This is a genomic window from Desulfosporosinus orientis DSM 765 (assembly GCF_000235605.1).
GTDB classification, from domain to species: Bacteria; Bacillota; Desulfitobacteriia; order Desulfitobacteriales; family Desulfitobacteriaceae; genus Desulfosporosinus; species Desulfosporosinus orientis.
This window is the reverse complement of sequence record NC_016584.1, coordinates 2,459,251-2,484,864: the sequence shown is the minus strand read 5'-3', so window position 1 is coordinate 2,484,864 and position 25,614 is coordinate 2,459,251. Positions and strand designations below refer to the sequence as shown.

The following is a 25,614-nucleotide window of genomic DNA, read 5'->3' as shown; positions in this document are numbered from 1 at the left end:
GTATTAGTTATTCAGTTTAGGTGGGTGTATAAGGAAAAATTTTCAAAACCTTAAAAGCCTGCCTCCGCTCTTAATCATTTAAGGGGCTTTTCCGCTCGGTAAAATTGGTCAAACACATACGGTCCTGGTGTACATACGCTGGCTAAAAAGGAGAAATCCGGTACCAGAAGCCCTTTGGGTGAATCCGGAAGGATGGCGCAGCCGTTGCTTATTAATAAATTTATTTATTCGTTTTACCTTTTCTTTATTCATCAGTGTTTATTTTAACCTTAATACCTTTTGTTATCTTCCTTTCGATTATAAATTATTGACTTCTATTATTTCTTTCAAACTGACATCTGGGTTTCTAAATCGGGCATTGGGATTTTTTTCACCTTTTATTGTAATCGCCTTTTGGGGACACATATGAACGCAGCCAAGGCAAGAACAGCAGTTATTTCCAAAATACGGCCTTTTATCCAGCTTTACATTATTTTTAGGGCATACTTTTTGACAGATTCCGCAGGCCGTACAGTCTTTTGAAATACAAAACTTCTTCTCTATTCCGGTTTCCTTCATCACAGATCTTATGATTGGCGTGCTCATGATGACAAATGGATTTTTGCTGATTTTTCTATGGTTGACTCGCTGCTGGATATCGTTGATTTTACGGTTTATTTCCGCATCCGATTCTTTTAGCTTCCGGCGCTCTTTTTCCATGTCAAAAACGGGCAGGAAGTTGTCTACCATCTTAATTGTATTGATGTAGCTTAATGTTATACCATTTGAAGACGCCAGCTGATCGATATGGCCGGGCGCGTTGCCCGTCATGTTCCCATATGTCAATAAAGCAAAAACATAGGGCGAATTAATGTTAACTGTTGTTAAGAAGTCTTTTACAATGCCCGGTACACCAAAATGATAGACCGGGCAGATGATCCCTACCGCATCGGCAGAAAATTCATCAGTATTACTCTTCAGCACCTGAGGTATGGAATAGAGTTCAGCTTCGAATTTCTTCGCAATCGCCAAAGAATTTCCCGTTGAGGTAAAATAAAATATTTTCATAATAACGCTCCTTATATGAACAATTATTGACACCGTCCAGTTAATAGACTATTATTTATTTGTAGACTGAAGTCTATTATATTGATGTGATCCCGGCTTTTCAACCGTCAATATTTCGGTTTAATGTCTATAATTCAACGAATCCAATGAATAAGTTTATTAAGGAGAGGAAAAATGGAAGATAGACGTATAAAAAAAACACAGAACGCCATTCATGCCGCTTTTGCCAAACTGCTTTCCGAAAAAAACATGGAAAATATTACGGTAAAAAGTTTATGTGAAACGGCAAATATCAATAAGAGCACTTTTTACCTGCATTATAAGGACATTTATGATTGCGCGGACCGCTTAAGAGATACGATTGTCGACGACTTTAATAAATTGATCGAACCATTCAGCTTTGAGGACATCATTAACAGGTTTGAGATTTTCGTTGAAAACATCATGAGCATGTTTGATAAAAATAAAAACCTCTACATGCCGTTTCTTAAATCTCCAAGCCTTGCGTTCAGTTCCTGTAAAATGAAGAGCCTTATGATTGTGAAAGTGTTGGAAAAAGCGGATGACAAGGATCGAAACAGCGTGATTTGCAGATGTACGGTTTCTTTTGTCATTAGCGGCATCATAAGTCTGCTTGAACAATATGAATTTGCGGAAATTGACCACCAAACTGTATCAATATTGGCAGATAAAGTTCGAAATGGATTCAATCGCCGGCAATCGCCTTTGTCATAAACAATTTATTGGCTCTTTCCGCCTGAGCAGTGCCCTTCGCTCCTATCGGAGCGAAGGGCACGATCTTTATATCCGTCTCTTATCACAGCTTCTGCTTTTAAAGATTATAGGCAGCTTCAAAGCCCTCCGTCACCGCCTGAACAATTTTTCTGGGCTTAACGGCGTCGCCGATTACCTGACAGTTTATATTGGCCTCCTGCAATTGCTGCGCAAGTTCGTTATTGGGCCTGTATCCCATTGCAAGAATGACCGAATCGATATTTACAAGAGTCTGCTTGTTGGTAACGACGGCATGATCTCTGATTTCAAGAACTTTCTCACCCGTCATGATCTGAATTTTGGACTGAGCAACGAGTCCCATCATCCCGGCTTTCAGTACCGGCGACAGATCGGCGAAAATTTCATCTGCCATCTCCACAACGCTGACCTCTTTGTTTTGTGAGGCCAATAATTCGGCTGTCTCCACGCCGACCGAGCCTCCGCCAATCACAAGAACTTTTTGACCCACAATTTTTCGATTCATTAAAACATCTTCCGCCGTGAAGACAAAATCTTTCTCCACGCCTGGGATTTTAGGTAGGATAGGCGTTGAACCGCTGGCGACTATGACGACATCCGGATCTTCGCTTTTAAGCTCATCAATGCCGGCTTTAGTACGCAATTTTACTTGTACATGGTACTTCTCCAGCATATGTGAGAGGAATTCAACAGCCGCCATCATTTCGGATTTGAATGGCGGTTTTGTCGCTGGGATCAAATTTCCACCCAGGTAGTCATTTTGTTCAAAAAGCGTAACACGGTGGCCACGGCTGGCTGCGATGTAGGCGGTTTCCATGCCGCCCGGCCCGCCGCCAACAACGAGAACCTTTTTCTTTTCCCGAGCCCTCACCCCTAAATCATAATCCAGTTCTTTCCCCAGCATGGGATTATAAAGACAGGAGACCGGAAAGCCGCTTACTAATTCGCCGGTACAGTGATTGCAGCTGAGGCAAGTGCGGATTTCATCCTCACGTCCTTCCCCTATTTTATTGTAATAATCGGCATCGCAAAGTACGGCGCGGCCGGCTGAGATGAGATCGGCCTTTCCGCTTTCAATAATTTCTTCGGCAAACTTCGGCGTTTTGATGCGGTTGGCGACGAGAACCGGGATCGCATTATTGATGGCTTCCTTGATTTCCGAGGCATTTTCAACGTATACGCCTAAAATATCGTCGGAACCGCTGGAACTCCTGTCCGATGCATACGTGCCCCCGGAAATATGGAGAGCGTCAACGCCATGCTCAACTAATATTTTTGAAAAGGCGACGGCGTCCTTAAGCATCAGTCCGCCGGGTAAGAATTCTTCGGAAGCAATCCGATAAATGATGGGGTAATCTTTGCCCACGCATTTTCGGACGGCAGCAATGACCTCTAATGGGAATTTCATTCTTTTTTCAGCGCTGCCACCGTATTCATCGGTTCTGTGGTTGCTGAGAGGAGAAAGAAACTGATTGAGGATATAACCGTGCGTGCCGTGGAGCTCAACCGCATCGAAGCCTGCTTTCTTGGCGCGCTCAGCCGCCATGGCATATTTGTTTACCACTTCTTTAATCTCATCAACAGTCAACTCCCTCGGCATTGCCTTTATCACGGGACAGGGAATCGCAGATGGTCCCACAACATCCGTCCCTGTCACTCTCAGGTCGGCCTGGCGACCGGCGTGATGTAGCTGTATGGCGATTTTTGCACCGTGACGATGAACATGCTCCGCTAATCTTTTGAGTCCCGGAATGAGCGCGTCACTGTCAATACCGATTTGATTGGGAAATCCTTTGCCGGCCCAATCAATGTACGCGGCTTCAACGATAATTAACCCGACACCGCCTTTGGCACGCGCTTCATGATAAGCAATGAGACGGTTGGTCACCGAGCCGTTCCCGTTGCAGTAATTTGTAACCATGGCGGGCATAACTCCCCTGTTTCTCAGCTCAAGGCTTCCAATCCTTATGGGGGCCATATAATGTCTGAATTTGTTCATTAATATTCGCTCCTTTCAATTACTGATCCTTGGACTAAAGTCCATTATTAAACTATAGTCTATATATAGATACGAGTACATTATATTGATAACTATCTGCTTCTTCAAGCATCAGATATATAAGGCAAAGACGATTATCAAACCAATTTTACAATTATGTCTATTTAGAGAGGATAAAACGAAACGAAATGTCTGTTCATCATTTTAAAAATGCCAGTCCACGAATCTTCTTATCAACGTTGTAAGTCCAGCAAATGATAAAGGTGTAAATGGTAAAGGCAAAAAACAAGGTCCTAATCATACTAATGGTTGCCATTTTCTCCATAATAATAATTCCCAGATTCTCAAGCCCTTCGGAATTCCACCCAACCAATCAACCAATGATTGATTTCCAAGGCCTCAAAAATCTGGGAAATTGACTTTTTTAGAGTTTTATGCCGAATGGTGAACCAGCTGTAGGAGCATGGAGCCTCACTTTTAAGTAAAGCCTTTGGCCGGAGCCGCTATATTACATTATTTAGCGACGGCCTTCTCATCGTATTGGGATTATATTTCTTTTAAAACACTCCAATATTTTGCGGCTGAGCGTTGTGTCGGCTGGTCAGTCAGAATGGGGGGATTACCCTGGAAAAAAGCCGATGTCATGCTACTTTGACCGCATGGCATCATTTTTCGACCTAAAATGATGAGCAGTTAGGTAAAAAAGATGCCGCTCCTATATTGCGATATGCGCCTTTTTCTTTGTGACCGATTCGCACACTTAGCCGTGTACTCAACTCCTTATTTTAGCGCAATGTAAATGTTAATGTCTGCAACGCCGTTATCGTTACTCAGATATTCTTCAAAATCGCCAGAAAAACTTCTGTCTAAAGGCATAGCCCAGATTTTCTCCCATGCATCCGCCACGTCCTTTACAACATCGCCTTTAACACTGAACACAGCATATTGTCCGGTGACAATTCGTTTTTCGGTCAACTCGGGGTTGCCGTTTTTCGTAACCTCACAGCCAACGGTAACATAATAGGAAGTGTCATCATAATCAGAATAAAGCCCGATACAATAAGCATTCACTTTGTTCTTTATGGATTCCAAAATGCCATCGCCCATAAACTTTTGCCATAAGCCACCGATGATTTTTGAGCAGTCGGGGTCATTATTACCTGTTTTTGCGCCTATACCTACTACAATTTTCTCTTTCAGTGTAACGATTTCATAATTCATTATAATTACCTCTTTTCATATTTTGTAGGATAAACACAGTATAAATGAAATAATATGACAACATAGTGTCATATTATAAGTAATTACTTAAGGAATTTTCCAATCTGCGTTTCAACTCGGAAATGGCTTCGTCAGGAGAAAGGATAATACAGTGCTCGCCGAAGGAAGCTGCATAAGTACAAGCCGTACCAATATCGGGTAAATAGAGCTCGCATATAAAATCGCCGGTTTCAGTTAATTCATAACGGCTGATTTCATCATAAACCCGAAATGCCATCTCTTTTGAGATCAGCATCTTTGTCTTTATGAAAAACATACTATCAAATTTTTGCTCCCCCAGCACCTTGACAGGGGCTTTCATGTCAAAACGCTTTTGTGTTACAAAAAGCTCAGTGATTCTTCTCAGTTTAAAAAAGCGGTAATTTTTGCGCATGGTGCAAAAACCGTAAAGATACCACGCCGCCCCTTTGAACACCATTTTTAGCGGCATAACCTCACGAGACAGTTTTTCAGCCTTTCCGCTTGCGTAAAGGAAGGTGACAACATATTTTTCGATAATTGCGGTTTTCAGCATGGAAAAATACTTCACATCATTTTCAAAATAGCCCCAAGAGGAAAAATCAACTTCAATCCAGTCCGCGTTTTGTCCGCCCAGCATACTGCTAAGCTTATCAAGCGCCGTTTGGTTATTCACAAGACTTACCGCGCCGAACGCCCGCATAGAGGAGAGAATTTCGCTTTTTTCTTCCTCGGTGAAGAATGTTTTATTTAGGATAAAGTCCGGCAAAAGGGATATGCCGCCACCCTTGCCCTTCCTCATATAAATAGGTACACCTGCCTGTGAAAGCGTTTCAACATCACGATATATGGTTCTCACCGACACCTCAAAACGCTCGGCAAACTCTGCAGCGGTTACAGTATGCTTTTCCAAAAGTATATATATTAACTCAAATAACCGGTTTATCTGCATAAAATCCTCCTGCTAATGATAGAGAATTTAATATATCATAAACGAAGATAAGGACTATATTTCTCTAACGGATATGCTCTCATTTGTATTATGACAAACATACGTTCTATTTACAATACAAACGGCTGGGCAACCCTAAAAGTACATAAAAAATTGAGGGGCTTCGTTGAAAAAAAACCCCCGTTGGTTTTGTTTATAAGACAAGAGAACCGTTCCCTTGTCTTTTTACGACGGACGCATTTGTTGCCTTGTCATATTCTTTCAAGCTTTTCAACGGTCTTATCGTTTACGATATTGCCAGTGTTCAACGTACTTTTGGGTTCAATTAAAAGCACATGAACTTCTTCGATAGCAACGGGCATATGCTCAATCCCCTTCGGAATGATAATAGTTTCACCCTCCTGCAAGCATATGTCTTTATCTCTGAATTTTACTGTTAATACACCTTTTACTACATAGAACATTTCATCTTCGTTGTCATGAATATGCCAAGTAAATTCACCTTTAAACTTAGCAATTTTCACATAAGAATCATTTAGTTCTCCAATAATCTTAGGACTCCAGTATTCCATGAAAAGCCTAAATTTATCTTCTAAATTAATCTTATCCATTTTCTGTACCTCCTGTGTGTTTATCTTTTTATATTTTTGCTACCACTCTGCAAGTTAAGCCTATCGTTTTGGTATATTTGACAGGATAAGTGTTGGCAATGAATACCTTGCCCATGTTATTTCGTAAGGCTGCTACTGATTTCCCTGTTTTCCACTATTGCTTTTATAGGCAGAAAAAATATTATTAAACCTACTATAATTATGGCAATACCTACACCTTGTTGAAAATTAATTGCTTCATTTAAAACAAAATACGCTAAAATGCAGGTTCCAATAGGTTCGCCCAAGATACTCATTGATATAGTTGTGGCTGATACCCACTTTAATAACAAATTAAAAATGAGTTGACCACAAATTGTTGAAATTAAGGCTAGTCCTAAAAACGCTCTCCACGTTGATATGGGGTAATGAGTAAAAGAATTTTGCTGAATTAAAGCATATAGTCCTAAAAATACAACACTACTCAAGTAGCCTGTTACGGAATATGGAATTAGAGGAGTATCTCTTCGAACTATCTGCCCGATAAAAAAATAGATACTAATAATTGCCGCAGCCAAAAGAGCTAATAAGTCACCTAATAACGCCCTATAACTCGTTTGAAAATCTCCCCAACCTATAATAAAACAACCAGCTATAGAAATAACGCAACCAAGAAATGTTAATCTTCCTAAACACTCTTTAAGAAATAAATATCCCAACATTATCGAGAAGAGAGGCTGTAATGTTACTAGAGCAGTCGAACTGGCAACAGATGTGTAGTTCAATGATTCAAACCATAACACATAATGAATGGCTAAAAGCAGACCGGAAGAAAAGCCCAAAATCCATTGCTTTTTTGATAAGCCAAACAATACAGTTCTATTTTTTTTGCTTAGTAGCAAAAAAGGTAAAAGTATCAGCAATGTAAAAAGCAAACGATAAAAGGCTGTAATAGCAGCAGAAGCACTTGCTAATCTCACAAAAATAGCGGAAGTAGACAATGAAAAAACGCCAATTAACAATGACAAGAAAATACCAGCTTTAGCTTTCAAATTATTTATCTCCTTATTCTCTTTGTACTATATAAAATACGTGATACAATATAGTTTACAAAATAATTATAATACGGTCACTCGTGAAAGAACAGCTTTAATATGTGTTTCCATTATGTCAGCACAAATCGTTAAAAAACCGTATTATACTGGAAAGGGGAAGTGTTCATGAACCATCACCGTTTAGGTCAAACGCTTTTAAGCTATAGAAAAAAAAGGGAAATGACTATACGAGAATTTTCCGAGTATTCCGGAATCAGCACATCGTTAATTAGCCAAATTGAACGAGGAGAAGCCAATCCCTCGTTAAATGTATTAGAGTTGCTATCGACTGCATTAAACGTTCCTCTTTATACACTATTTATTAACGATATTGATACCAAATCGCTTATTTCAAGAAAAAAGGATCGCAAACAGGTCTACCGGGAAAATAGCGACCACATTGTATATGACGTGCTAACACCTGATTTTATGAAAGCGCACATTGAACTTTTAATGATGGATTTAAATGCACACGCCAGTACCACAGAAAGCTATTACTCACATTCCAATAAAGAGGAAATTGCTGTTGTAATGAAAGGGCAAGTATTTGTGGAATTAGAGCGGTTAGAGTATTTTTTAGATGAAGGAGATGTCGTTCGCATTCCTCCAAATGTAAGGCATCGCTTTATTAATAAAAGTGACCAATCAACTCATGTTTTGTTCGTACTAACGCCAGCGCTTATATAATGCTTTCCTGCGTGATAATAACCGGCAAGCAGGGCAAGTTGTATTGACACTTGCACATTTTTAAGAATTTCCCTGCGGTCAACTCTGAAAATTGCTTGTTGGGGCAATCCGCCCCAAACCTTGCAACTTCGGACCAAGTTGGCCCGAAGTTGCAAGGCAGTTCTGTCATTCTGATGTTAGCTTACAATAAAAAACCGAAGCCGAGCTTTTCGCCGCTTATCAGCAGGACAATGCTGATAAGAACGCCTATCCCGGAAACAACCTGCAAAATGGCGGCGGTATAGCAGAACCCAAGGTCATGTACGCCTGGGAACATACCTTTACCGACAATCAAATTCATGATTGGGTACAAACTCAATTATCCTTCTACAGGCAAGATAACTTCCAAAGTTGTTCCTTTGACCTGTATATAAAAACAAAGGCATCAAGATTTGCTGTCCTGATGCCTTTGTTTTTTCTGCCTGAAATTGTAATTTTGGAGGTTATCTCTCCAACCGCTTATACAGACGTCCCCCAGCTGACAATCCGATAATACACTTTGGCCGTCAGCCCGTAGACAAGGGCATAAAACAGGGCAAAAACCAAGATGGTACCCGCAGTGCACCAGGCGAACAAACCCACATTGGTGAGATTCAGTACTGCCAGCAATTTAGTAATGATGGGAAAAGCGAAGGCAATATGGATCCCAGCGGTAACCAGGGGCAGGAAAAATACGGTCAAGACCTGACTGCGGATGGAGCCTTTTACCTCTTCACGGCTCATACCCACCTTCTGCATGATTTCAAAGCGGGCTTTATCGTCATACCCCTCGGAGACCTGCTTGTAATAGATGATCAGCACGGTGGCCATGATGAACAGTGCCCCCAGGAAAATGCCCAGGAAGAACAAGCCTCCATAAATGGCGAAAAAGGATTCCTTGGCTGCCACCGGGGATTCAATGCTGCTGCCGGGATAATCACTGCCCACGGCAGTGCGGATGTCCTGGTAAACAGCCGAGCTGTCAGCCTCACCGGCGTCCAGATTAAAGCCCAGATAATAGTTATAACCTGAGGGCTCATCCCCATTTTCTTTGGCCCGGGCCTCCTCCATGGCTTTGATTACATCCATATCTTTGACCACAATGTAATAGCTGCCCGAGATGGATACCCTATCCAGGTTATTTTCAAAAATGGAGTCCAGCCTTTCTTTGACAGTAAATGTCCGGTTTAACACCGTCAGGGTATCGTTTTCATACTTGCTGGGGCCGGAATAAATCAGAATCTCCTGATCCTCCAAGCTGACCGTTCTCTTAGTCAGCCGGTTATAATCCTCCAGGGGAATCAGATAGAATTCCCTGACCGAAGAAGAGGCGTTGGACATTTTGCTCTCAGCTGTGATCACCGTGCCGCCCTCTTGATTGCCGGGAAAGAACACATACCTGTAATCCAGCCTATCCTTCACCACCAACCGGTGCTTTGCCAAGACTTCCTGAACCGACCTCTGCAGGCCCTCGACGGATTGCCGGGCAGGCACAGGGGTGGAAATCATAATATTTTGAGGATACCGGGTGCGTAGCACGTCCTCCATCCCAATGTACAAGGACACGGTAGTGGACACCATCACCAGCACAGCAGTGGCCATGATACAAATACTGGCCAACCCCACGGCGTTTTGCTTCATCCGGTACATCATCCCCGCAACAGCGGTGAAATGCCGGGTCTGATAATAATACCCCTTGTTCCGGCGCAGCAGTTTAAGCACTGCGATGCTGCCGGCGGTAAACAAACAATAGGTGCCAACCATCACCAGGAGAACGGCAAAGAAAAATTGGCTCAGGGCGGCCAGAGGAGACTGGGTGGTAAGGGAGATATAATACCCTCCGCCCAAGCTCAAGGTCCCCACCATCACCAGAGGCCATTTTGTTTTCGGCTCCTTCTCCCCGGTCTGACCGCCCTGCAGAAGTTCAACAGGCTTAGCTAGATGGATTTGGCGCAAAGTATTGAGCAGCGTCAACAGAAAAATTCCGGCGAACAGGACCAGCGCAGCCGCCAGAGCGGGGCCGGACACGTCAAAGCCCAGGGGCACCTCAAAGTTGAGGATTTTCAGCAGGACCATGAAAATCAGCTTAGAGAGGAGTATCCCGCCCAGCAGGCCTGCCCCCAGGCTGATTACCGCCACATAGAGGGTTTCGAACCCCAATACTTTGGCGATATGCTTCTTTTCCATCCCCAGGATATTAAAAAGGCCGAATTCCTTTTTGCGCCGTTTAATCAGAAAACTGTGGGTATAGAAGAGAAAAATTACCGCGAAAATTGCAATCACCTTGGAGCCCAGACTGAGGATGGCTTGCACCTGAGAGCCGCCGGACATTTTTCCCAGGCCCTCGTTCTCAGCCAGGAAAACCATAATGTAATACATCATCACCGTACCGATGCAGGTCAGGATGTAGGGCAGATAGGTTTGGGCATTCTTTTTCAGATTGGTGGCGGCCAGCTTGGCATAAAAGAATCTACTCATGTCGCACACCGCCTGTGGCCATGGTGGTCAGGGTATCGGAGATCTTCTGGTACATGGCTTCATCCGACATTCCGGCTTTATAAAGCTGGTGGAAAACCTCACCATCCTTAATAAACAGTACCCGTTGGGCATGGCTGGCCGCTTTCACGCTGTGAGTCACCATCAACAGGGTCTGCCCCTCCTGATTAATTTCCTTGAACAGGCGGAGCAAGCCCTCAGCGGCCTGGGAGTCCAGGGAGCCGGTGGGTTCGTCCGCCAGAATCAGCTGGGGATTGGTAATCAGGGCGCGGGCCACGGCACAGCGCTGCTTCTGTCCCCCCGACACTTCATAAGGATATTTGGCCAGGATATTGCCGATGCCCAGCTTGCGGGCAATGGGCTCCAAACGCCGGCTCATCTCCTCATAAGACTTGCCGGAGAGCACCAGGGGCAGGAAAATGTTATCCTGCAAGGAGAAGGTATCCAGCAGATTAAAATCCTGAAATACAAAGCCGAGATTTTCCCGGCGGAAGGCGGAAATCTCCTTTTCCTTAATGGTGCCGAGCCCTTTCCCCTTGAGCAGAACCTCACCGCTGGTGGGTTTGTCCAAGGAGGCCAGAATATTGAGCAGGGTCGTTTTGCCTGACCCTGATTCGCCCATGATCGCTACATATTCACCCTGCTCCACGGAGAAAGATACATTGGCTAAGGCCTGAACATGGCTGCCGCCAAAGCGGGTAGTATAGACTTTTTTAAGATTATTCACCTCGAGAATGGTCATGAAAAAAGAACCTCCTTTGCTGAGTAGGTTCAGTATAGCAAAACTGGAAAATGCCCTGCCATAACTTTGGCTTACATTTTCCAGTTTAAGCTTACCCTTTTGTAAGGCAGTTCATAATTTTGGACAGCAACTAAATGGCCTTTCCTGCTTCATAGGCTTTTGATAAGAGTTCTTGATTATTAGCTGCAGTGCTGGGGTCAGTGCCGCCGGTTTGTATAATGGTATTAACTACATGCAAACCAAACATCTTAAACATAGCTTCATTGCTTTGAAAGGATGTCTGAAAAGCTTGGGCGTTGGGATTACCTTGGGAATAGACCATGATCAGGCTTTTAGCAGCATACCTGGGCTTGTGGTTTTCATCGAACAAGCCGCAGAGCCTATCCCACAACAGTTTCATTTGTGCTGTAATCTGCCAAAGATATACGGGGGATCCAAAAACCACAACATCGGCATCGATAATATGTTTAAACATGTTCTGAAAATCATCTTGCATGACGCAGTTTCCGGTTTTGCGACAAGCTAAACAGCCTTTGCATGGTTTAAGATTCATATCATACAGATCAAAAATAGCTGTTTCGGCCCCAGCCTCTTGTGCTCCACGAATAACTTCTTTAACAAGGGTGACTGTGTTGCCATTTTTTCTTGGACTCCCCATAAAAGCGACCACTTTTTTCATGCTTTAATTCCCTCCCCATTTGTGAAACTCTTAAATAGTTGGCTCTCTGCTATATGCTAATTCCACTAATACCCTTCTATTTCCTGCCTAATGTAAGACCCTATTTTTGCAAAATCCTGCAGCGTCTCTATTCGGTCATAGGAGGCTCTGCCCCGTTCAAGAATGTTGAACAACCAGCCGAAAGCGAGCATGGGCCATTAAATCGCCCGTGCGGTGCTTTTGATAAAATTGCGGGGACATCAGGGTAAAGTGATCAAAAAGCTGCTTTCTAAGCAACCTGCTTAAACGGCTTTCCGCCCCCAAAATCATTAACCGCCAGGAAAAGCGCAAAGCATAAACGGCCAAGCCTATCCCGGCAAGGATCAGCGTCCAATAAAGCAAGGATTCCGGCCTTAGGGCCCCGCGACTGACTTCATCGACAATAACTCGAACAACATAAGGCGGTAATAAATTTAGCAGGGCGACCAGGACTAAGATAATAATCCCTAAAATATAGCCTTTTTTCTCCTGCTTAAAAAACCACATAAGATCTTTAAAAAGAAGCAACTAGTCTCAGCTCCTTATATAAATCATAATTTTATTCACTCCATCACTGTATCCAACGTATCCAGGCCGATCTTCACTTTCGTGCCCTTGCCCGGCTCCCCTTCGATCACAATGGTATGGGACAGCTTGGTCAGGATCCTCCGGCACAGGTAGAGACCGATCCCTGTGGACTTTTTATCCCTTCGGCCGTTATAACCGGTAAAGCCTTTTTCAAAGACCCGGGGCAGGTCTTCCCCGGCAATGCCTATCCCTGTATCGGCGATCACCAGGGTTTTGGCACCCTCCCTTTCCATATAGATAGAGATCTTCCCCTCCCGGGTATACTTCAAAGCATTGGACAAGATCTGCTCAATGACAAACACCAGCCACTTTTCATCGGTCAGCACGTCACAGTTCAGCTGGGAGAAATCCAGGCTGATCTTCTTACGGATAAACATCTTGGCATATTTACGCACCGCCTGCCGGACAATATCGTCCAAAGCATAGCGTTTCAGGACAAAATCGGAAGAAGGACTCTCCAGCCGCAGATATTGGAGAACCATTTCCACATACTGTTCAATTTTAAACAGCTCTATAGCCAGCTCCCTGTTCTGCTCCATACTCTGAGCAGTACTCCCGTCGTCCTCCGCCGAGGGGAGGGACTGGAGGAGGAGGCCCATGGCGGCGATAGGGGTTTTGATCTGATGGGCCCACAGGGTATAATAATCCACCAGATCCCTCCGCTCATTATCGGCCTGGGAAACCAGCCTGATCTTATCCCGGTAGAGGGCGGCGATCAGCTCCTGATACTCCTTTTCCAATAATCCCTTAGCCTCAGGGAGCCCTTCCAGGCTGAACATGATCTGTTGCTGCAAATCCCCGAGCACTCTGCAGCGCTGATAATAGCGATAAAAATCCGCCGTCAGAACCAGGAGGGCCAGGACGGCACAGAGCAAAGCGGCATAGAGCACTGCTTCCAGCGGCAGATGATACAGATAAAACACCAAAGCAAAGACACCGGCAAAGATGCAGTACAAAAGGATTCCCCGGCTATGCCCCCGGAGGTACTGCTTCCCCGCCGCACATAGGCTGATCTCTTTCATATCACGTCACCATATACCCTATCCCTTTTTTGGTCACAATAAATCCTGCCAGCCCTGCCGCCTCCAATTTTTTGCGCAGCCGGGTCATGTTCACCGTCAGGGTGTTTTCGTCGATATAACTGTCCGTTTCCCACAGGCGGGCCATGATTGCTTCACGGCCCACAGCCTTGCCTTTATTCTCCAGCAGCATTTTCAGGATCTTATAATCGTTCTTACTCAGCTCAACCTTGATATCGTTATAGGTCAAGGAAGCATCGCTGGTGTTGAGGATGGCTCCCCGGTGCTCCAACAAATCCGTCTGTCCGGCAAAATCATAGGTCCGGCGCAGCATGGCCTGCACCTTGGCCGTCAGAACACTCAGGTCGAAAGGTTTGGCAATAAAATCATCACCGCCCATATTGATGGCCATGACGATGTTCATATTATCGGAAGCGGAGGAGATAAAGATGATGGGTACCTTGGATACCTTGCGTATCTCGCTGCACCAGTAGTAGCCATTGTAAAAAGGCAGTGAGATGTCCAGGAGCACAAGCTGGGGATTGTAGGAGACAAACTGAGACATCACCTGCTCAAAGTCCGTCACACATTCCCCTTCCCATCCCCAGGTCCCGATATGGTTTTTAATCGCTTTAGCAATGACGGCATCGTCTTCGACAATCAGGATCTTATGCATGAAACAGCCCCTCCCTATTCACGATACTATTCTATCATGAAAAATGGGCGATAAAAAACCGGCTCATTGGGAGCCAGTGACCAATTTGAACTGCTCAGTCCGTCAATACCTGATTAACAAAGTATTGGTAAGCCTCTTCTTCTCGATTGTATTCGAAATATCCTAGATCAGGCTTGATAAAATTTGGACATATTACAGCGTATCCTGCTTCGGAATAATATTCACAAACCCATTTAATATGGGGGTTAATTCCATAGATCTCGTGCAGAAGGATGACGGCAGATTCATATATGTAAGCACACTCAATTTACACATCTCCATCTATCTATTAATAAATCGTCGCCCCAAAAGGTATCAAACCAAGTTTCGCAAATTTAAAATGTTGGAGTCCAAAGGGAATACCAACAATCGTCAGACAAAAAAACAGACCAATCACTAAATGAGCTATAGCAAACTCCCAGCCAAAAACAATCAGCCAGATGATATTTAAAAGTAATCCCCCTGCTCCGAAGTTGCCAAGTTCTATCTCTTTTCCAAAGGGCCAAAGTACAAATAAGGCAATCTTAAAACATTGTGCGCCAAAAGGTATCCCAATAATCGTAATACACAAGATCAAACCGGCAATTGCCCAGGCAATACATGCTATTAGTCCGCCGAATATAAGCCAAATAATGTTGCCAATAAAATTCATCCTCTTCCTCCATTCATGCATCTCAGCACCTACTATTTCCACCACTATCTTCTATTTCCTGCTTACACAGGCAAAAAAGTTGATTCACTTATACAGGCACAAAGACTCAGGCATTGATGGAACCTGTTCCGCCGTATAGTGAAACAAGAAATATCTCAAGCCAGTGTCGGCACCCGGCTCGTGCAAAATATTGGCAGTGCCTTTGGTTCGGTAGATCATCGTTGGGCATAGAAAACGCCCCTCGCTGAGGGGCGTGACAAAGGAGGTTAAGGAGAGAAAGCCAGTCTGTATTTCAACCGTTATGTTGCGGATATCTTTTACTATACACATCATAGAACAAAAATGTTACTGATTCGTGACCTTGATATTTAGAATATGTGAACGCGTAATTCTAATGACCACAAGATATCCTAACCAATTAATTGTTTTACCCCATTTATATAGCATGACACCTCAACGTCCAATAACTCAATACCTTCAAATGGCTTCGTCATATAATCATCGGCTCCTGCAAAAAAGTTTATAACCGAGCTTTGAACTTTCGCATCGTCGATGACTTTTAAACTTCCATCGATGCTGCTGCCGGAATAAACTGGACATTGATCACATTGGCAGTATGTTTTTGGGCCTTTTCTTTCAAAGAAAGAACAGGTTAGAAATTATTTAGGCTTGCGTTCTCATCCTGCCAATGATTAGTCTGAGTTATCGTTAGCCCTTTTAAGTTCATTGTTACTTGAAAGAGTAAGATAACATAATACATAACCTAAAACAGAGAAACAAATAGATGTTACCAAGAAATCCAGCCCTTCCATATTAACTCCTCCCTCAAATTAAATTTCTACCCCCGGAAAACACCTTGAAAATAACGTAAACAATATTAACGGGTTCATAACACAACAATGTTTAACGCCTTATCTTTTAATATTTATTATTATATTATATATCTTGTAAATTGCAAGAGATTGTGAAAATTGTCTTATACGCACATAATATGTTAAATAAAAAAATACCTGGCCTGAATATCTCCAGGTCCAGGTATTTGACGTATTCCCGTGCTGTATGGGCTTCATCCCTCCACTTGCTTCGGCATTTCTTCAGCAACGACATTCCAGTTCACTCCGAATTTGTCTGTTACTGCAGCGTGGAACACGCTGTAGAAGGTCTCGGTCGGCGGTAGGGTCACCTCACCACCGGCGCAAAGCGTGTCGAAGATAGCCGTCGCTTCCTTGCCTGTAGGTACCGTGGCAGTTAGTTTAATGTTGTCGCCGTTCTTAGGCGGCGCAGCTTCATCGGCAAACCAAACGTTCGTACCGCAGATGACCATCTCGGCGTGCATAACCCAAGTACGCAGCAGCTCAGGCGGCGTCTTTGACCCCTCCGGCATATAGTCACCATAGGGCAGGACTTTTGGCTCGTCGCAATGGAAGACAGCGCGGTAGAAGTTCAGCGCGTCTTTGCAGTTCCCGTTGAATGTAAGGTAAGGTGTAATCAATGCTTCCTCTCCTTTTTTGCGTTTTGGCTTAGTCAGGCAGTAACTGCCCTGCACCCCTCTCGATAAAGGGAGAGAGCTTGCGCGGCTCTCCCCTGTTACATTTTCCGAGTAAAACCCTAGGTAAGATTGCCCTAAATACAATTTTTTTATAATTGTATCGTTACCGTTGGGTTATTTTTTATTAAAGATTTTATCTCAAATACTGCTTCAAAAGCACGAATTTCATCAGCATCTTCTACTAAAAATACTATTGAAGCAAGCACACCTTCAGAATTAATATAACTCAAAATCAAAAAGTGAGTATATGTCTTTTTCTCTTTATTGAATAATCTTGTTTCTGTTTCTGCTTTCAAAATATATTTCTCATAGGGCCATGGATCACGAGTATATCCTCCAAGGACAATATTATCGATTTCAGTATCGGTTTTCAACTCGGCAGCTCTTATTTGCGGAATCATAATACTGAAATTGGCCCCGCCTCCGACAATGTTTAGTTGCTCTGATGTTAGTATCAATTCACAAAATGTTTTTTCCGCTAAAGGAAGACCTTCTAGATGATGTGCACAAATTTTTGCTAATACATTTGGATCTAGCTCAGTAACGTTATTCATTTTCATTTTTATTTTTTTCTGATATTCTAAGGCCTTTAAAATTAGTTGAATTATCCCTACGGCAAAAACAAGATAAATACCCCTTTCGATGATTAGATCCATACTTTTTCCCTCATTGGGGAATTTATTCGTACTTAGATTAATATAAGTGCCCCAAATAAACCAAGCAACAAAGACCCAGACCCACCACCGTTTGTAAAAAGGCTTTTTCATACTTAATTCCAACTCCTCCATTTAACTCTTTCTTAAATATATAAGAAAAGTATTAAAGTGTAAATGAAGACTATATTCACTCTAAACCTCATTGGAGTTTTCAACTCCCCTGCTTTCAACTGAGGCTTCCTATCCTTCCCCTCCAGCAGCGCTTCTTCCTTAACCGACGTCTGCACGTCTCCCGGAACTCATTAAGTATCCTAATTCTATAAAGATTATCAGACTTTAGTCGCCTCAAGATAGACAAGCGGAAAAGCGGCTCTTAATACTTTCCGCCGGCCAACCGGAAAACCATTTTTCTCAATAAACCCGGTATATTCCTCCGGTGTCCACTTCGAGTAAGTTTCAAACCCGATGAGTTTCAGTATTTTGGCGTTCAGATTCCAGAAGGAGTTTTTTAGGTGCCCATGCGAAAAAGTCGGTGCGATCAGCAATCCGCCAGGTTTCAGTACCCTGCGGATACTCGCAAGCGCTGCTTCGGGGTCTGGCATAATGTGCAAAGCATTGGAAATGATGACCGCATCAAACCAGTCATTCGCAAAGGATAATGCTGTAGCGTCCTCGATGGAAAATTTAACATTGCCCGGAGCAATTTTCTTTTTTGCGGTTTCAATCATCTTGGGAGAGAAGTCCGTCGCTTCAACTTGCCGGACAAATTTGGCTATGCCAAGCGCGATTAAACCGGTTCCAGTGGCGACTTCCAAAACCCGCATATCGGCTTGCAGTACTTCCGACATCAGATTGTACATTTCTTGGTATGCCGCTTGGTTAAACCGCCTAATCTCGAAGTCATACAGTCCAGAATACCGGTTCCAAAATTTTTTGTTGTCGCGCATTGTCAGTTACTCCTTTAACCACAAATTTAATCGTCAAAGTATAATTATTATTTATCAAGCAATTTTTGTAGTTCATTAATAAGTCGCGTCACTTCCCAATCAGATATAGCCGGTTCCCTGCATTCATTAGCCCGACTTACTAAAGTTTCCATATATTTATTTACTTCTTTATTTTCGCTTTTGATAATCGCTTTGACTCTGGCCGCAAAAGATGCCGGAGTCTCGCCCTGAATAAGGTATTCATAACTCTCAGTACTTAAACACAGTAGTAAAAATTCAATAATCCCTTTTTCCAGATAATGATTTTTCGTCAACTCCATGAACTTGGATTTATCGAGATTGAAAATCGGATTTAGCCAAAACACTCACCAATATCAATGTATTTGGTAGCATATTGTTTCCTCAGTAATGCCTCCGGAACAAAATCATTGTATTTCCCCTCCACCTTTATCTCATCAGGGATACTTAAGTCACCGATGGACAGCGGTACAGGCGTCGTTCGGGAGACAGGTCTGCGTCGACGACCACAAAACCGCGTTCCATGGCGTAGTTGCGGATTGTTTGTAAAAGAAAGCTCTTGCCCGCACCCTATTTCCCACCGATGAAGCAGAACGAAGCCCCGCCGATGGAAATGGTCTCAACATCGTGCAAAAGCGCATCAATCTCATCTTTTCTTCCCACAGTAATGTAGCTAAGCCCAGTGCGAGGGACCACACCGCCTTTTAAGGCATTAAGCAGTGTAGCCCGGACGATCGCCGACTCAAACTTGGTGCTGCTTATGACGAAGAAGGCCTTAGCTTTCCATACTTTTAGCCTACCCATGGTCGGGCGGGTTGGATAGGTGAATTTATCCGGTTCGCTGTTCAAAAAGCTGTTTTCTACCTGAGAAATATTCGGTATTTGCAGATTTCGCTTGTAGCCGAAGTGTTCCCGCATTTTGATTTCGATGCATTTCAGGATGTACCCGATAAGAGACCGGTACTGGGTCAACGTTAAATACTCCCGATACCAACCCCTGCTGTTCAGTTTAATCATTTCAAAGTCGTCAAGTTGTACCGTTATAGGCTGTACGGCTGTATTCCTACATACAGCACCTCTGAAAAGAGCGTACATTTTCTCTCTGCGGTTTTCAAAAAACACATTTTTCAATCATCGCCTGATCTGAGGCTTTGTAAAATTGCCCGTTTGTTATCCTAAAGGCATTCAGGTTCTCCATATTGGAAAGACAAACAAGCTGTGAAACATTAGCGTAATCACGGATATTCCCTTTGAGTTCAGGATTAGCGTCTCTCCACTGTTTTGCAGCCATTCCAAACAAGGCAACATTTAGCACATCGGCTTCGCTGGCATATACCTGATTTACCTGTTGGGGCGTAAGCTGTGGAGGAATTAAATTTTCTTTGATTGCATCCGTATGTATGCGGTAATTGATTTTCGCAAGATTGCGTTTAATATCCCAGCCTAACTGTTTGTATTCTTCCTCTTTCAGACGTTGGAATTCTTTAATCAGGTACAGCTTAAACTGGGGAGATACCCACGAGGCAAATTCAAAGGCAATTGTTTCATGTGCATATGTACCACCGTATCTGCCCGCTTTTGCTATGATCCCACGAGAATTCGTTTTCTCCGTCCATTGTTTTACAGACAATACAAACCGATTTAGCCCCGCTTTATTTTTAATTCCCTCGAATTCGGGGGAATTAAAATCGGGATTGAGATATATAATCTTTTTCTTCGTATTGAACAACTGAAATTTCAGTTCCGCCTACTGTCATTTTTTTAGCCAACTATCACACCTCCTTCTACCGAAATTAATTCATTCGATAGTGATTTGATAGGTTTAAATTCACATACAAATTATACCAAACGCATGTTCTGCTTGCAATAAATATTGGCACCTGTGATTTTGGATAGAATTTAAGCATACTGAAAAAACAGACAGACCTGCCATAGCGCCCTCTTTGAGCAGAACCTCACCGCTGCTGGGTCCGATTCAACCATGATCGCTACATATTCACCCTGCTCCACGGAGAAGGATTCATTGGCTAAGGCCTGAACAGGGCTGCCGCCAAAGCGGGTGGTATAGACTTTTTTAAGATTGTTCACCTCGATAATGGTCCTGAAAAAAGAACCTTCTTTGCTGAGTATGTTCTGTATAGCAAAACTGGAAAATGCCCTGCCATAACTTTGGCTTACATTTTCCAGTTTAAGCTTAACCTTTTGTAAGGTTGATTATAGTGTCCAAAATGTCAGATCTCGCCTCACGACAAGCACCCTTGTCCTATTCTTATTCTTTACTCCCATACTGCAGCATAAACATCTTATAATATAACCCTTCCTGTGCCAATAGTTCGGCATGAGTTCCTCTCTCCACAATTTCACCATGGTGAAGGACTAAAATCAGGTCGGCGTCCTGAACGGTTGAAAGCCGGTGAGCAATAGCGATAGTTGTCCGGCCTTGGCGCATCTTTCTCAAAGCTTTTTGAATCGCTTCCTCTGTTTCCGTATCCACGCTGGCTGTTGCTTCATCTAAGACAAGTATCCTGGGATTGCCGGCCATAGTCCGGGCAAAACAGATCAGTTGCCGCTGTCCGCTGGATAAGGTTGTCCCCCGTTCTCCCATGGGCTCTTGAAATCCCTGGGGCAGCCTGCCGATAAAATCTTCCGCCTGAACAAAGGCTGCAGCTTCCCGAACTTCCTTTTCGGTAATCTCAGATCGGGCCAAGGCAATATTACTGGAAATAGTACCTGTGAATAAGAAGGAGTCTTGAGCTACCAGCCCTACTTTTGCCCGCAGCTCCTGATGGGAGTGCTGGGAAAGGGAAACTCCATCAATAAGGATTTCTCCCTGAGTGAGCGGATAGAAGCCCATGAGCAGGTTAGCAATGGTACTCTTACCGCTGCCTGTATGCCCGACTAAAGCAACCGTTTGACCCGGGCAGGCGGTGAAATTGATTGATTTTAAAACCTTTGCCCCCTTGTCGCCGTCATAAGAGAAACTGACCTCTTTAAACTCAATTTTTCCCTGACTGATCCCAGGAACATCCACAGAGGCACCCTTGGGAGTTACGCGCCGGTCATCCACTAATTCAAAAACCCGCTCGGCCGCAACGAAGGATTGTTGGAATTGGGACAAACGCTCCATCATCATGTTGACAGGTTCAAAGAAACGGTCCAGGTAGTTGATAAAAGCGTAAAGTACCCCTATTTCAATGGGCCCCGCCAAGGATTGGAACCCGAAATAATTTAAAACCATGATTAAGGCCCAGGTATAGATCAGGTCAACAGCCGGTCGGACAAAAAGGCCTTCTAAACGAATATTAGCCATCCCTTCCCGGTAGTAATTATTGTTGATGGTCTGAAATTCCCGGCGAAAGCGCTTCTCCTGGCGCATAGCCTGGATGATATTCATCCCCTGGATGGATTCATTCAGTTTGGCATTAAGATGACTAAGTTCCTGGCGCAGCCTTCGGTAAACCTTGGTACTTACTTTGCGGTAGGATATCATCAGGATGATAATAACCGGCAGCAAGATCAGACAAAAACAGGCTAAACGAACATCTAAATAAAACATAGCCACAAAAACACCCAGCATGAAAACCACATTCTGGACAAAGGCCGCTAAAACCCCCACAAACAGCTCTTTAACGGCTTCCGTATCATTGGTTATGCGAGAAATTAAGGCACCGGCCGGAGTATTGTCGAAGACCTTAAACTCCAGGTTTTGTACATGAGAGAAAACATCAATTCGCAGCTGCCGGACGATTTCCAGGGCAATTTCGTTGAAGCTGACTAGTTGATAATAGTGTAATATTGCCGACAGTATGTTCAGCCCCAGATAGCTTGAAGCCAGAATGATCAGGGCACCCCGGTCAAAGGAGCGGGGAACTAAGTGCTGATCGAGAAAAACCTTAACCAGAACAGGACCGATGACATCGGCAAAGGTAGCCAGGATCAGAATGAAAGAAGCCAAGGTCAAGGCTTTTTTATGGGGGATAAGATAGTTCAGTAAGCGTCGGATCACCATCTCAATCTTCCTCCCCCTCTGCAAGGAAGGATTCCAGCTGCTGCCTTCGATAGGTGGCGGCATACCAGCCCTTGAGAGCCATCAGCTCCGCATGGGAACCATGTTCCGTGATTTGTCCGTCTTTAAGCACGATGATTAGGTCTGCTTCTTCGACGGCGCTAAGACGATGAGAAGATAGGAAGGTGGTTTTTTGAACCCGCATTTTTCCCAGACTCTGTAAAATCGATTTCTCCGTTTTCGCATCAACTGCCGATAATGAGTCGTCTAAAATGAGAATTTCCGGTTCCAGCAAAAGGGCCCGGGCAATAGATATCCTCTGCTTCTGCCCTCCGGAAAGTGTGATCCCCCGGTCTCCGACCAGGGTGCCATACCCCTCGGGAAAACTCAGCACATCTTCGTGGATGTGGGCAATTTCTGCCGCCTGATGAATTTCCTCCAGGGAGGCCTCCGGTTTGCCTAAGGCTATATTTTCAGCAATGGTCGTGGAGAAAAGAAAACAATCTTGAGGCACATAGCCTATTTTACTGCGCAAAGCTTCCAGGGTTACACCGTAAACCGACGTTCTGCCTATTTGCAGATCTCCCTGGTTAAGGTCAAACTCCCGCAGAAGCAGGCGCAGAAAGGTTGTCTTCCCGCTCCCTGTTTTACCGACAATTCCCAGGGTTTGCCCCTGCTCCACCCGGACATTGATATTTTGCAAAATGGGTGTATTGCCTTCAGGATAAGTAAAGGAAGCTCCTTTATAGATCACAATACCATTGTTGAAGCGGCTAAGGGCCCCCTCCTTTTCCTTAATTGTTTGCTTGATCTTCAATAGCCCCTCTATGCGGTCATAGGAGGCTCTGCCCCGTTCAAGAATGTTGAACAGCCAGCCGAAAGCAAGCATGGGCCAGATAAATTGACCTAAATAGATGGTAAACTGAGTCAGCTGCCCAAAGGTTAATTGGCCATGAATCACGTCAATTGAGCCAAAAATAAGGGCCAGAAAAAAAGAAAGCCCAATAATCAGCTGGATTGTCGGGTCAAAGAGGGCATCTACTTTGGCAACAGCCAGGTTCTTCGCTACCACATCCTCAGATAACCTGCGAAAATCTTCTAATTCTGCCTCTTCTTCTCCGAAGGCTTTGACAACTCTCATCCCGTTAATGTTTTCCAGCACTTTATTGTTAAGATCAGAAAAGGCGGCTTGAGCCCGGTGAAAGCGGTTGTGCAGCATTGTCCCATAACGGCTGGTGGACCAAGCCATCAGGGGCATTGGCAATAGGGTAATCAGCGTTAGTTTCCAGCTGATAAATACCGCCATTGATGAAAGCACTAACCCACCGGTTATTATGGAGTCTACTAAAGTCAATACCCCCATGCCGGCCGTCATTTCAACGGCTTGGATGTCATTGGTGGCATGGGCCATTAAATCCCCGGTGCGGTGCTTTTGATAAAATTGCGGGGACATCCGGGTAAAGTGATCAAAAAGCTGCTTTCTAAGCAGCCTGCTTAAACGGCTTGCCGCCCCAAAAATCATTAACCGCCAGGAAAAGCGCAGAGCATAAACAACCAAAGCTATCCCGGCAAGGATCAGCGTCCAATAAAGCAAGGATTCCGACCTTAGGGCCCCACGGCTGACTTCATCGACAATAACACGAACAACATAAGGAGGTAATAAATTTAGCAGAGCGACCAGGACTAAGACAATGATCCCTAAGATATAGCCTTTTTTCTCCTGCTTAAAAAACCACATAAGATCTTTAAAAAGATGCAACCAGTCTCAGCTCCTCATTTCAATTATGATTTTATTCACTTTCGCCAGCTTGAGTTTGAGTTTAGAAGCCGTTCCAATGGCCTTGAGTTTCACTATACTAGACCCATGTCTTAGGTTCAAACATTTTAATCTACAAATTTTTTATTGACGACTTCCATCCTGTTTATTTACAAAGACAATCAATACAGAAAAGCATCCAGATTCAACCTGAATGCTTTGTCCATACCCTTGTTTTTTTAAGTAAGATTTTATACTTCATCTATTCATCCTTTCCAGTAAAGATGCACGAAGATCATTAAATGAATCCTGTATTGGTGCTAACCGTCCATTTTCCACATCATTTTCTGCTTCTGCAAGAGTTCTGAGCAATTCCAGTTCAGATTTCATTTGATAATAGCCCTGCAATCCAGGAACAGCTGTATCTGGTTTCATGGAATCACCTCTTTCATCTTTTGAGCAAGGGGCGGTATAATATCCTCTATTCCCTCTTCCCCATAATAGGTAACATAGACTACTTGATTATCCAAATAGGCAAAGATCTGTCTGCGGATACCATCCTCTACTATTTATAGTTTATCAAAGGACAGGTGATTAACCTCCTTAACTTCACTGTTATCACTCCAAACATAGCGATTAATAAGATCAAGCGTAAGGTTTTCTGCCATACTCCCAAAAGTCAGCTTATAGTATTGGGTGGTGATACTCGGAGAATATACACCGCTGTTATCTCCCCACATTTCGCCGTTGATAACTCCATGTTCATCGATTTCATATTGAACAGGCGCCAGCAGGCTCCAGTCACGGCTAACCCGATTTTCCCGATCAACATTATTGCCATGATAACCTGTTTCCCGCCTAAGATTAGGGCTTTTCTCTATCTCTGCAAGCCTGATAATTGGTAGATTAGTATTGCCTTCCGGAAGTGTATAGTCAGTGCTTTTAGCAATCTCAACAACTGGTATGATAATCGTAAATAAGGCCATGGGTATAAATATGCCTGCCAATATACCTCCCAACAATCTGGCTTTTCTATAATCCTGGTTATGATCAATTTCTGCACCCTGGAGCAGAGATTGTTTGAGTTTGTGAACTACTCTATAGTTGCGTATTACCGAATAGAAGAGGCATGGTTTTATCTGGTCAGCGCATTCGACGGTATGTTCTTTGTGTTTTACCCTTTTTTAAGACCTTTACTTCACCCATTTTTAAAGTACTTTATTTTTTAAAGGGGCAACTCCACCGGTCTCAATCTCCAAGGCATTGGATGCTGGATTGCCGACAAAACTGTCTGCCGAAGCAAACAGCCGTATATTGAATCATCTTAAAATTATCCTATGTTGAAATTTTAATCCGCCTTTGTTATTCTTATATACCAATATATATTGCTGTTT

General features: G+C 43.6%; 26 protein-coding genes and 3 pseudogenes. 3 read left to right on the top strand and 26 right to left on the bottom strand.

Features of this window, described 5'->3' with window-relative positions; all coding sequences use genetic code 11:
* Positions 1-297 precede the first annotated feature (297 nt).
* Complete coding sequence (locus DESOR_RS11620) at positions 298-1,047, bottom strand: EFR1 family ferrodoxin (protein ID WP_014184787.1); 750 nt, start codon at positions 1,045-1,047, stop codon at positions 298-300.
* A gap of 174 nt (positions 1,048-1,221) precedes the next feature.
* Here DESOR_RS11620 and DESOR_RS11615 point away from each other — a divergent pair, with 174 nt between their 5' ends.
* Positions 1,222-1,782 (top strand): TetR/AcrR family transcriptional regulator, encoded by a 561-nt coding sequence (locus DESOR_RS11615; RefSeq protein ID WP_014184786.1) that lies wholly within the window; start codon positions 1,222-1,224, stop codon positions 1,780-1,782.
* A 97-nt stretch (positions 1,783-1,879) separates the two neighbouring features.
* Here DESOR_RS11615 and DESOR_RS11610 read toward each other — a convergent pair whose 3' ends face one another.
* A complete protein-coding gene (locus tag DESOR_RS11610; RefSeq protein WP_014184785.1) occupies positions 1,880-3,799 on the bottom strand; it encodes an oxidoreductase in 1,920 nt (639 codons plus the stop codon).
* Between the two features lie 269 nt (positions 3,800-4,068).
* On the opposite strand from DESOR_RS11610, the pseudogene DESOR_RS30835 reads away from it, so the two are divergent.
* Positions 4,069-4,244 (top strand): annotated as a pseudogene (locus DESOR_RS30835) (cytochrome C biogenesis protein); the annotation flags it as partial.
* Between the two features lie 335 nt (positions 4,245-4,579).
* Here the strand turns inward: DESOR_RS30835 and DESOR_RS11605 are convergent.
* The 4 genes from DESOR_RS11605 to DESOR_RS11590 all read right to left on the bottom strand — a co-directional run bounded on the left by DESOR_RS11605 (position 4,580) and on the right by DESOR_RS11590 (position 7,632).
* Positions 4,580-5,020, bottom strand: coding sequence for a GyrI-like domain-containing protein (locus tag DESOR_RS11605; protein WP_014184784.1), 441 nt, complete (start codon positions 5,018-5,020; stop codon positions 4,580-4,582).
* Between the two features lie 73 nt (positions 5,021-5,093).
* Positions 5,094-5,990: a helix-turn-helix transcriptional regulator gene (locus DESOR_RS11600; RefSeq protein ID WP_014184783.1), complete on the bottom strand. Its 897-nt coding sequence runs from the start codon at positions 5,988-5,990 to the stop codon at positions 5,094-5,096.
* Between the two features lie 251 nt (positions 5,991-6,241).
* Positions 6,242-6,601: a cupin domain-containing protein gene (locus DESOR_RS11595; RefSeq protein WP_014184782.1), complete on the bottom strand. Its 360-nt coding sequence runs from the start codon at positions 6,599-6,601 to the stop codon at positions 6,242-6,244.
* Between the two features lie 116 nt (positions 6,602-6,717).
* A complete protein-coding gene (locus DESOR_RS11590; RefSeq protein WP_014184781.1) occupies positions 6,718-7,632 on the bottom strand; it encodes a DMT family transporter in 915 nt (304 codons plus the stop codon).
* Between the two features lie 168 nt (positions 7,633-7,800).
* Here DESOR_RS11590 and DESOR_RS11585 point away from each other — a divergent pair, with 168 nt between their 5' ends.
* On the top strand, positions 7,801-8,361 hold the full coding sequence (locus DESOR_RS11585) for a helix-turn-helix domain-containing protein (protein WP_014184780.1): 561 nt from the start codon (positions 7,801-7,803) through the stop codon (positions 8,359-8,361).
* Positions 8,362-8,542: 181 nt separating this feature from the next.
* Here the strand turns inward: DESOR_RS11585 and DESOR_RS29350 are convergent, their stop codons facing one another.
* The 20 genes and pseudogenes from DESOR_RS29350 to DESOR_RS30260 form a co-directional block, all read right to left on the bottom strand.
* Positions 8,543-8,701 carry a hypothetical protein gene (locus DESOR_RS29350; protein WP_158309029.1) on the bottom strand — a complete coding sequence of 53 codons (159 nt, stop codon included), beginning with the start codon at positions 8,699-8,701 and terminating at the stop codon, positions 8,543-8,545.
* Between the two features lie 158 nt (positions 8,702-8,859).
* Complete coding sequence (locus DESOR_RS11580; RefSeq protein ID WP_014184778.1) at positions 8,860-10,857, bottom strand: ABC transporter permease; 1,998 nt, start codon at positions 10,855-10,857, stop codon at positions 8,860-8,862.
* Positions 10,850-11,617 (bottom strand): ABC transporter ATP-binding protein, encoded by a 768-nt coding sequence (locus DESOR_RS11575; protein WP_014184777.1) that lies wholly within the window; start codon positions 11,615-11,617, stop codon positions 10,850-10,852. The genes DESOR_RS11580 and DESOR_RS11575 overlap by 8 nt, the downstream gene beginning before the upstream one ends.
* 130 nt (positions 11,618-11,747) lie before the next feature.
* Positions 11,748-12,296, bottom strand: coding sequence for a flavodoxin family protein (locus DESOR_RS11570; RefSeq protein ID WP_014184776.1), 549 nt, complete (start codon positions 12,294-12,296; stop codon positions 11,748-11,750).
* A 186-nt stretch (positions 12,297-12,482) separates the two neighbouring features.
* Positions 12,483-12,842, bottom strand: a pseudogene (locus tag DESOR_RS11565) (ABC transporter transmembrane domain-containing protein); the annotation flags it as partial.
* 35 nt (positions 12,843-12,877) lie between these two features.
* Complete coding sequence (locus DESOR_RS11560; protein WP_014184774.1) at positions 12,878-13,924, bottom strand: sensor histidine kinase; 1,047 nt, start codon at positions 13,922-13,924, stop codon at positions 12,878-12,880.
* Position 13,925: 1 nt separating this feature from the next.
* Entirely contained in the window at positions 13,926-14,597 is a 672-nt protein-coding gene (locus DESOR_RS11555) for a response regulator transcription factor (RefSeq protein ID WP_014184773.1), read from the bottom strand.
* A gap of 94 nt (positions 14,598-14,691) precedes the next feature.
* The gene (locus tag DESOR_RS30265) at positions 14,692-14,871 is read right to left on the bottom strand and encodes a dienelactone hydrolase family protein (RefSeq protein ID WP_282434413.1); all 180 of its coding nucleotides are present in this window, start codon (positions 14,869-14,871) and stop codon (positions 14,692-14,694) included.
* Positions 14,872-14,925: 54 nt separating this feature from the next.
* Entirely contained in the window at positions 14,926-15,288 is a 363-nt protein-coding gene (locus DESOR_RS11550) for a YccF domain-containing protein (protein ID WP_014184772.1), read from the bottom strand.
* A gap of 1,066 nt (positions 15,289-16,354) precedes the next feature.
* Positions 16,355-16,834 carry a VOC family protein gene (locus DESOR_RS11545; protein ID WP_242832493.1) on the bottom strand — a complete coding sequence of 160 codons (480 nt, stop codon included), beginning with the start codon at positions 16,832-16,834 and terminating at the stop codon, positions 16,355-16,357.
* Between the two features lie 92 nt (positions 16,835-16,926).
* A complete protein-coding gene (locus DESOR_RS11540) occupies positions 16,927-17,604 on the bottom strand; it encodes a hypothetical protein (RefSeq protein WP_014184769.1) in 678 nt (225 codons plus the stop codon).
* Between the two features lie 218 nt (positions 17,605-17,822).
* Entirely contained in the window at positions 17,823-18,440 is a 618-nt protein-coding gene (locus DESOR_RS11535) for a class I SAM-dependent methyltransferase (RefSeq protein WP_014184768.1), read from the bottom strand.
* Between the two features lie 47 nt (positions 18,441-18,487).
* Entirely contained in the window at positions 18,488-18,760 is a 273-nt protein-coding gene (locus DESOR_RS11530) for a hypothetical protein (RefSeq protein WP_014184767.1), read from the bottom strand.
* Positions 18,761-18,929: 169 nt separating this feature from the next.
* Positions 18,930-19,193 (bottom strand): annotated as a pseudogene (locus DESOR_RS28000) (BREX system ATP-binding domain-containing protein); the annotation flags it as partial.
* Positions 19,194-19,569: 376 nt separating this feature from the next.
* On the bottom strand, positions 19,570-20,187 hold the full coding sequence (locus DESOR_RS11520) for a KilA-N domain-containing protein (protein WP_014184766.1): 618 nt from the start codon (positions 20,185-20,187) through the stop codon (positions 19,570-19,572).
* 170 nt (positions 20,188-20,357) lie between these two features.
* On the bottom strand, positions 20,358-20,546 hold the full coding sequence (locus tag DESOR_RS11515; RefSeq protein ID WP_042331117.1) for a hypothetical protein: 189 nt from the start codon (positions 20,544-20,546) through the stop codon (positions 20,358-20,360).
* Positions 20,547-20,727: 181 nt separating this feature from the next.
* On the bottom strand, positions 20,728-22,467 hold the full coding sequence (locus tag DESOR_RS11510; protein ID WP_014184765.1) for an ABC transporter ATP-binding protein: 1,740 nt from the start codon (positions 22,465-22,467) through the stop codon (positions 20,728-20,730).
* 1 nt (position 22,468) lies between these two features.
* A complete protein-coding gene (locus DESOR_RS11505; protein ID WP_042332178.1) occupies positions 22,469-24,202 on the bottom strand; it encodes an ABC transporter transmembrane domain-containing protein in 1,734 nt (577 codons plus the stop codon).
* Between the two features lie 276 nt (positions 24,203-24,478).
* Positions 24,479-24,655 carry a hypothetical protein gene (locus tag DESOR_RS11500; RefSeq protein WP_345788332.1) on the bottom strand — a complete coding sequence of 59 codons (177 nt, stop codon included), beginning with the start codon at positions 24,653-24,655 and terminating at the stop codon, positions 24,479-24,481.
* A gap of 134 nt (positions 24,656-24,789) precedes the next feature.
* Complete coding sequence (locus DESOR_RS30260) at positions 24,790-25,227, bottom strand: hypothetical protein (RefSeq protein ID WP_052304296.1); 438 nt, start codon at positions 25,225-25,227, stop codon at positions 24,790-24,792.
* Positions 25,228-25,614 lie beyond the last annotated feature (387 nt).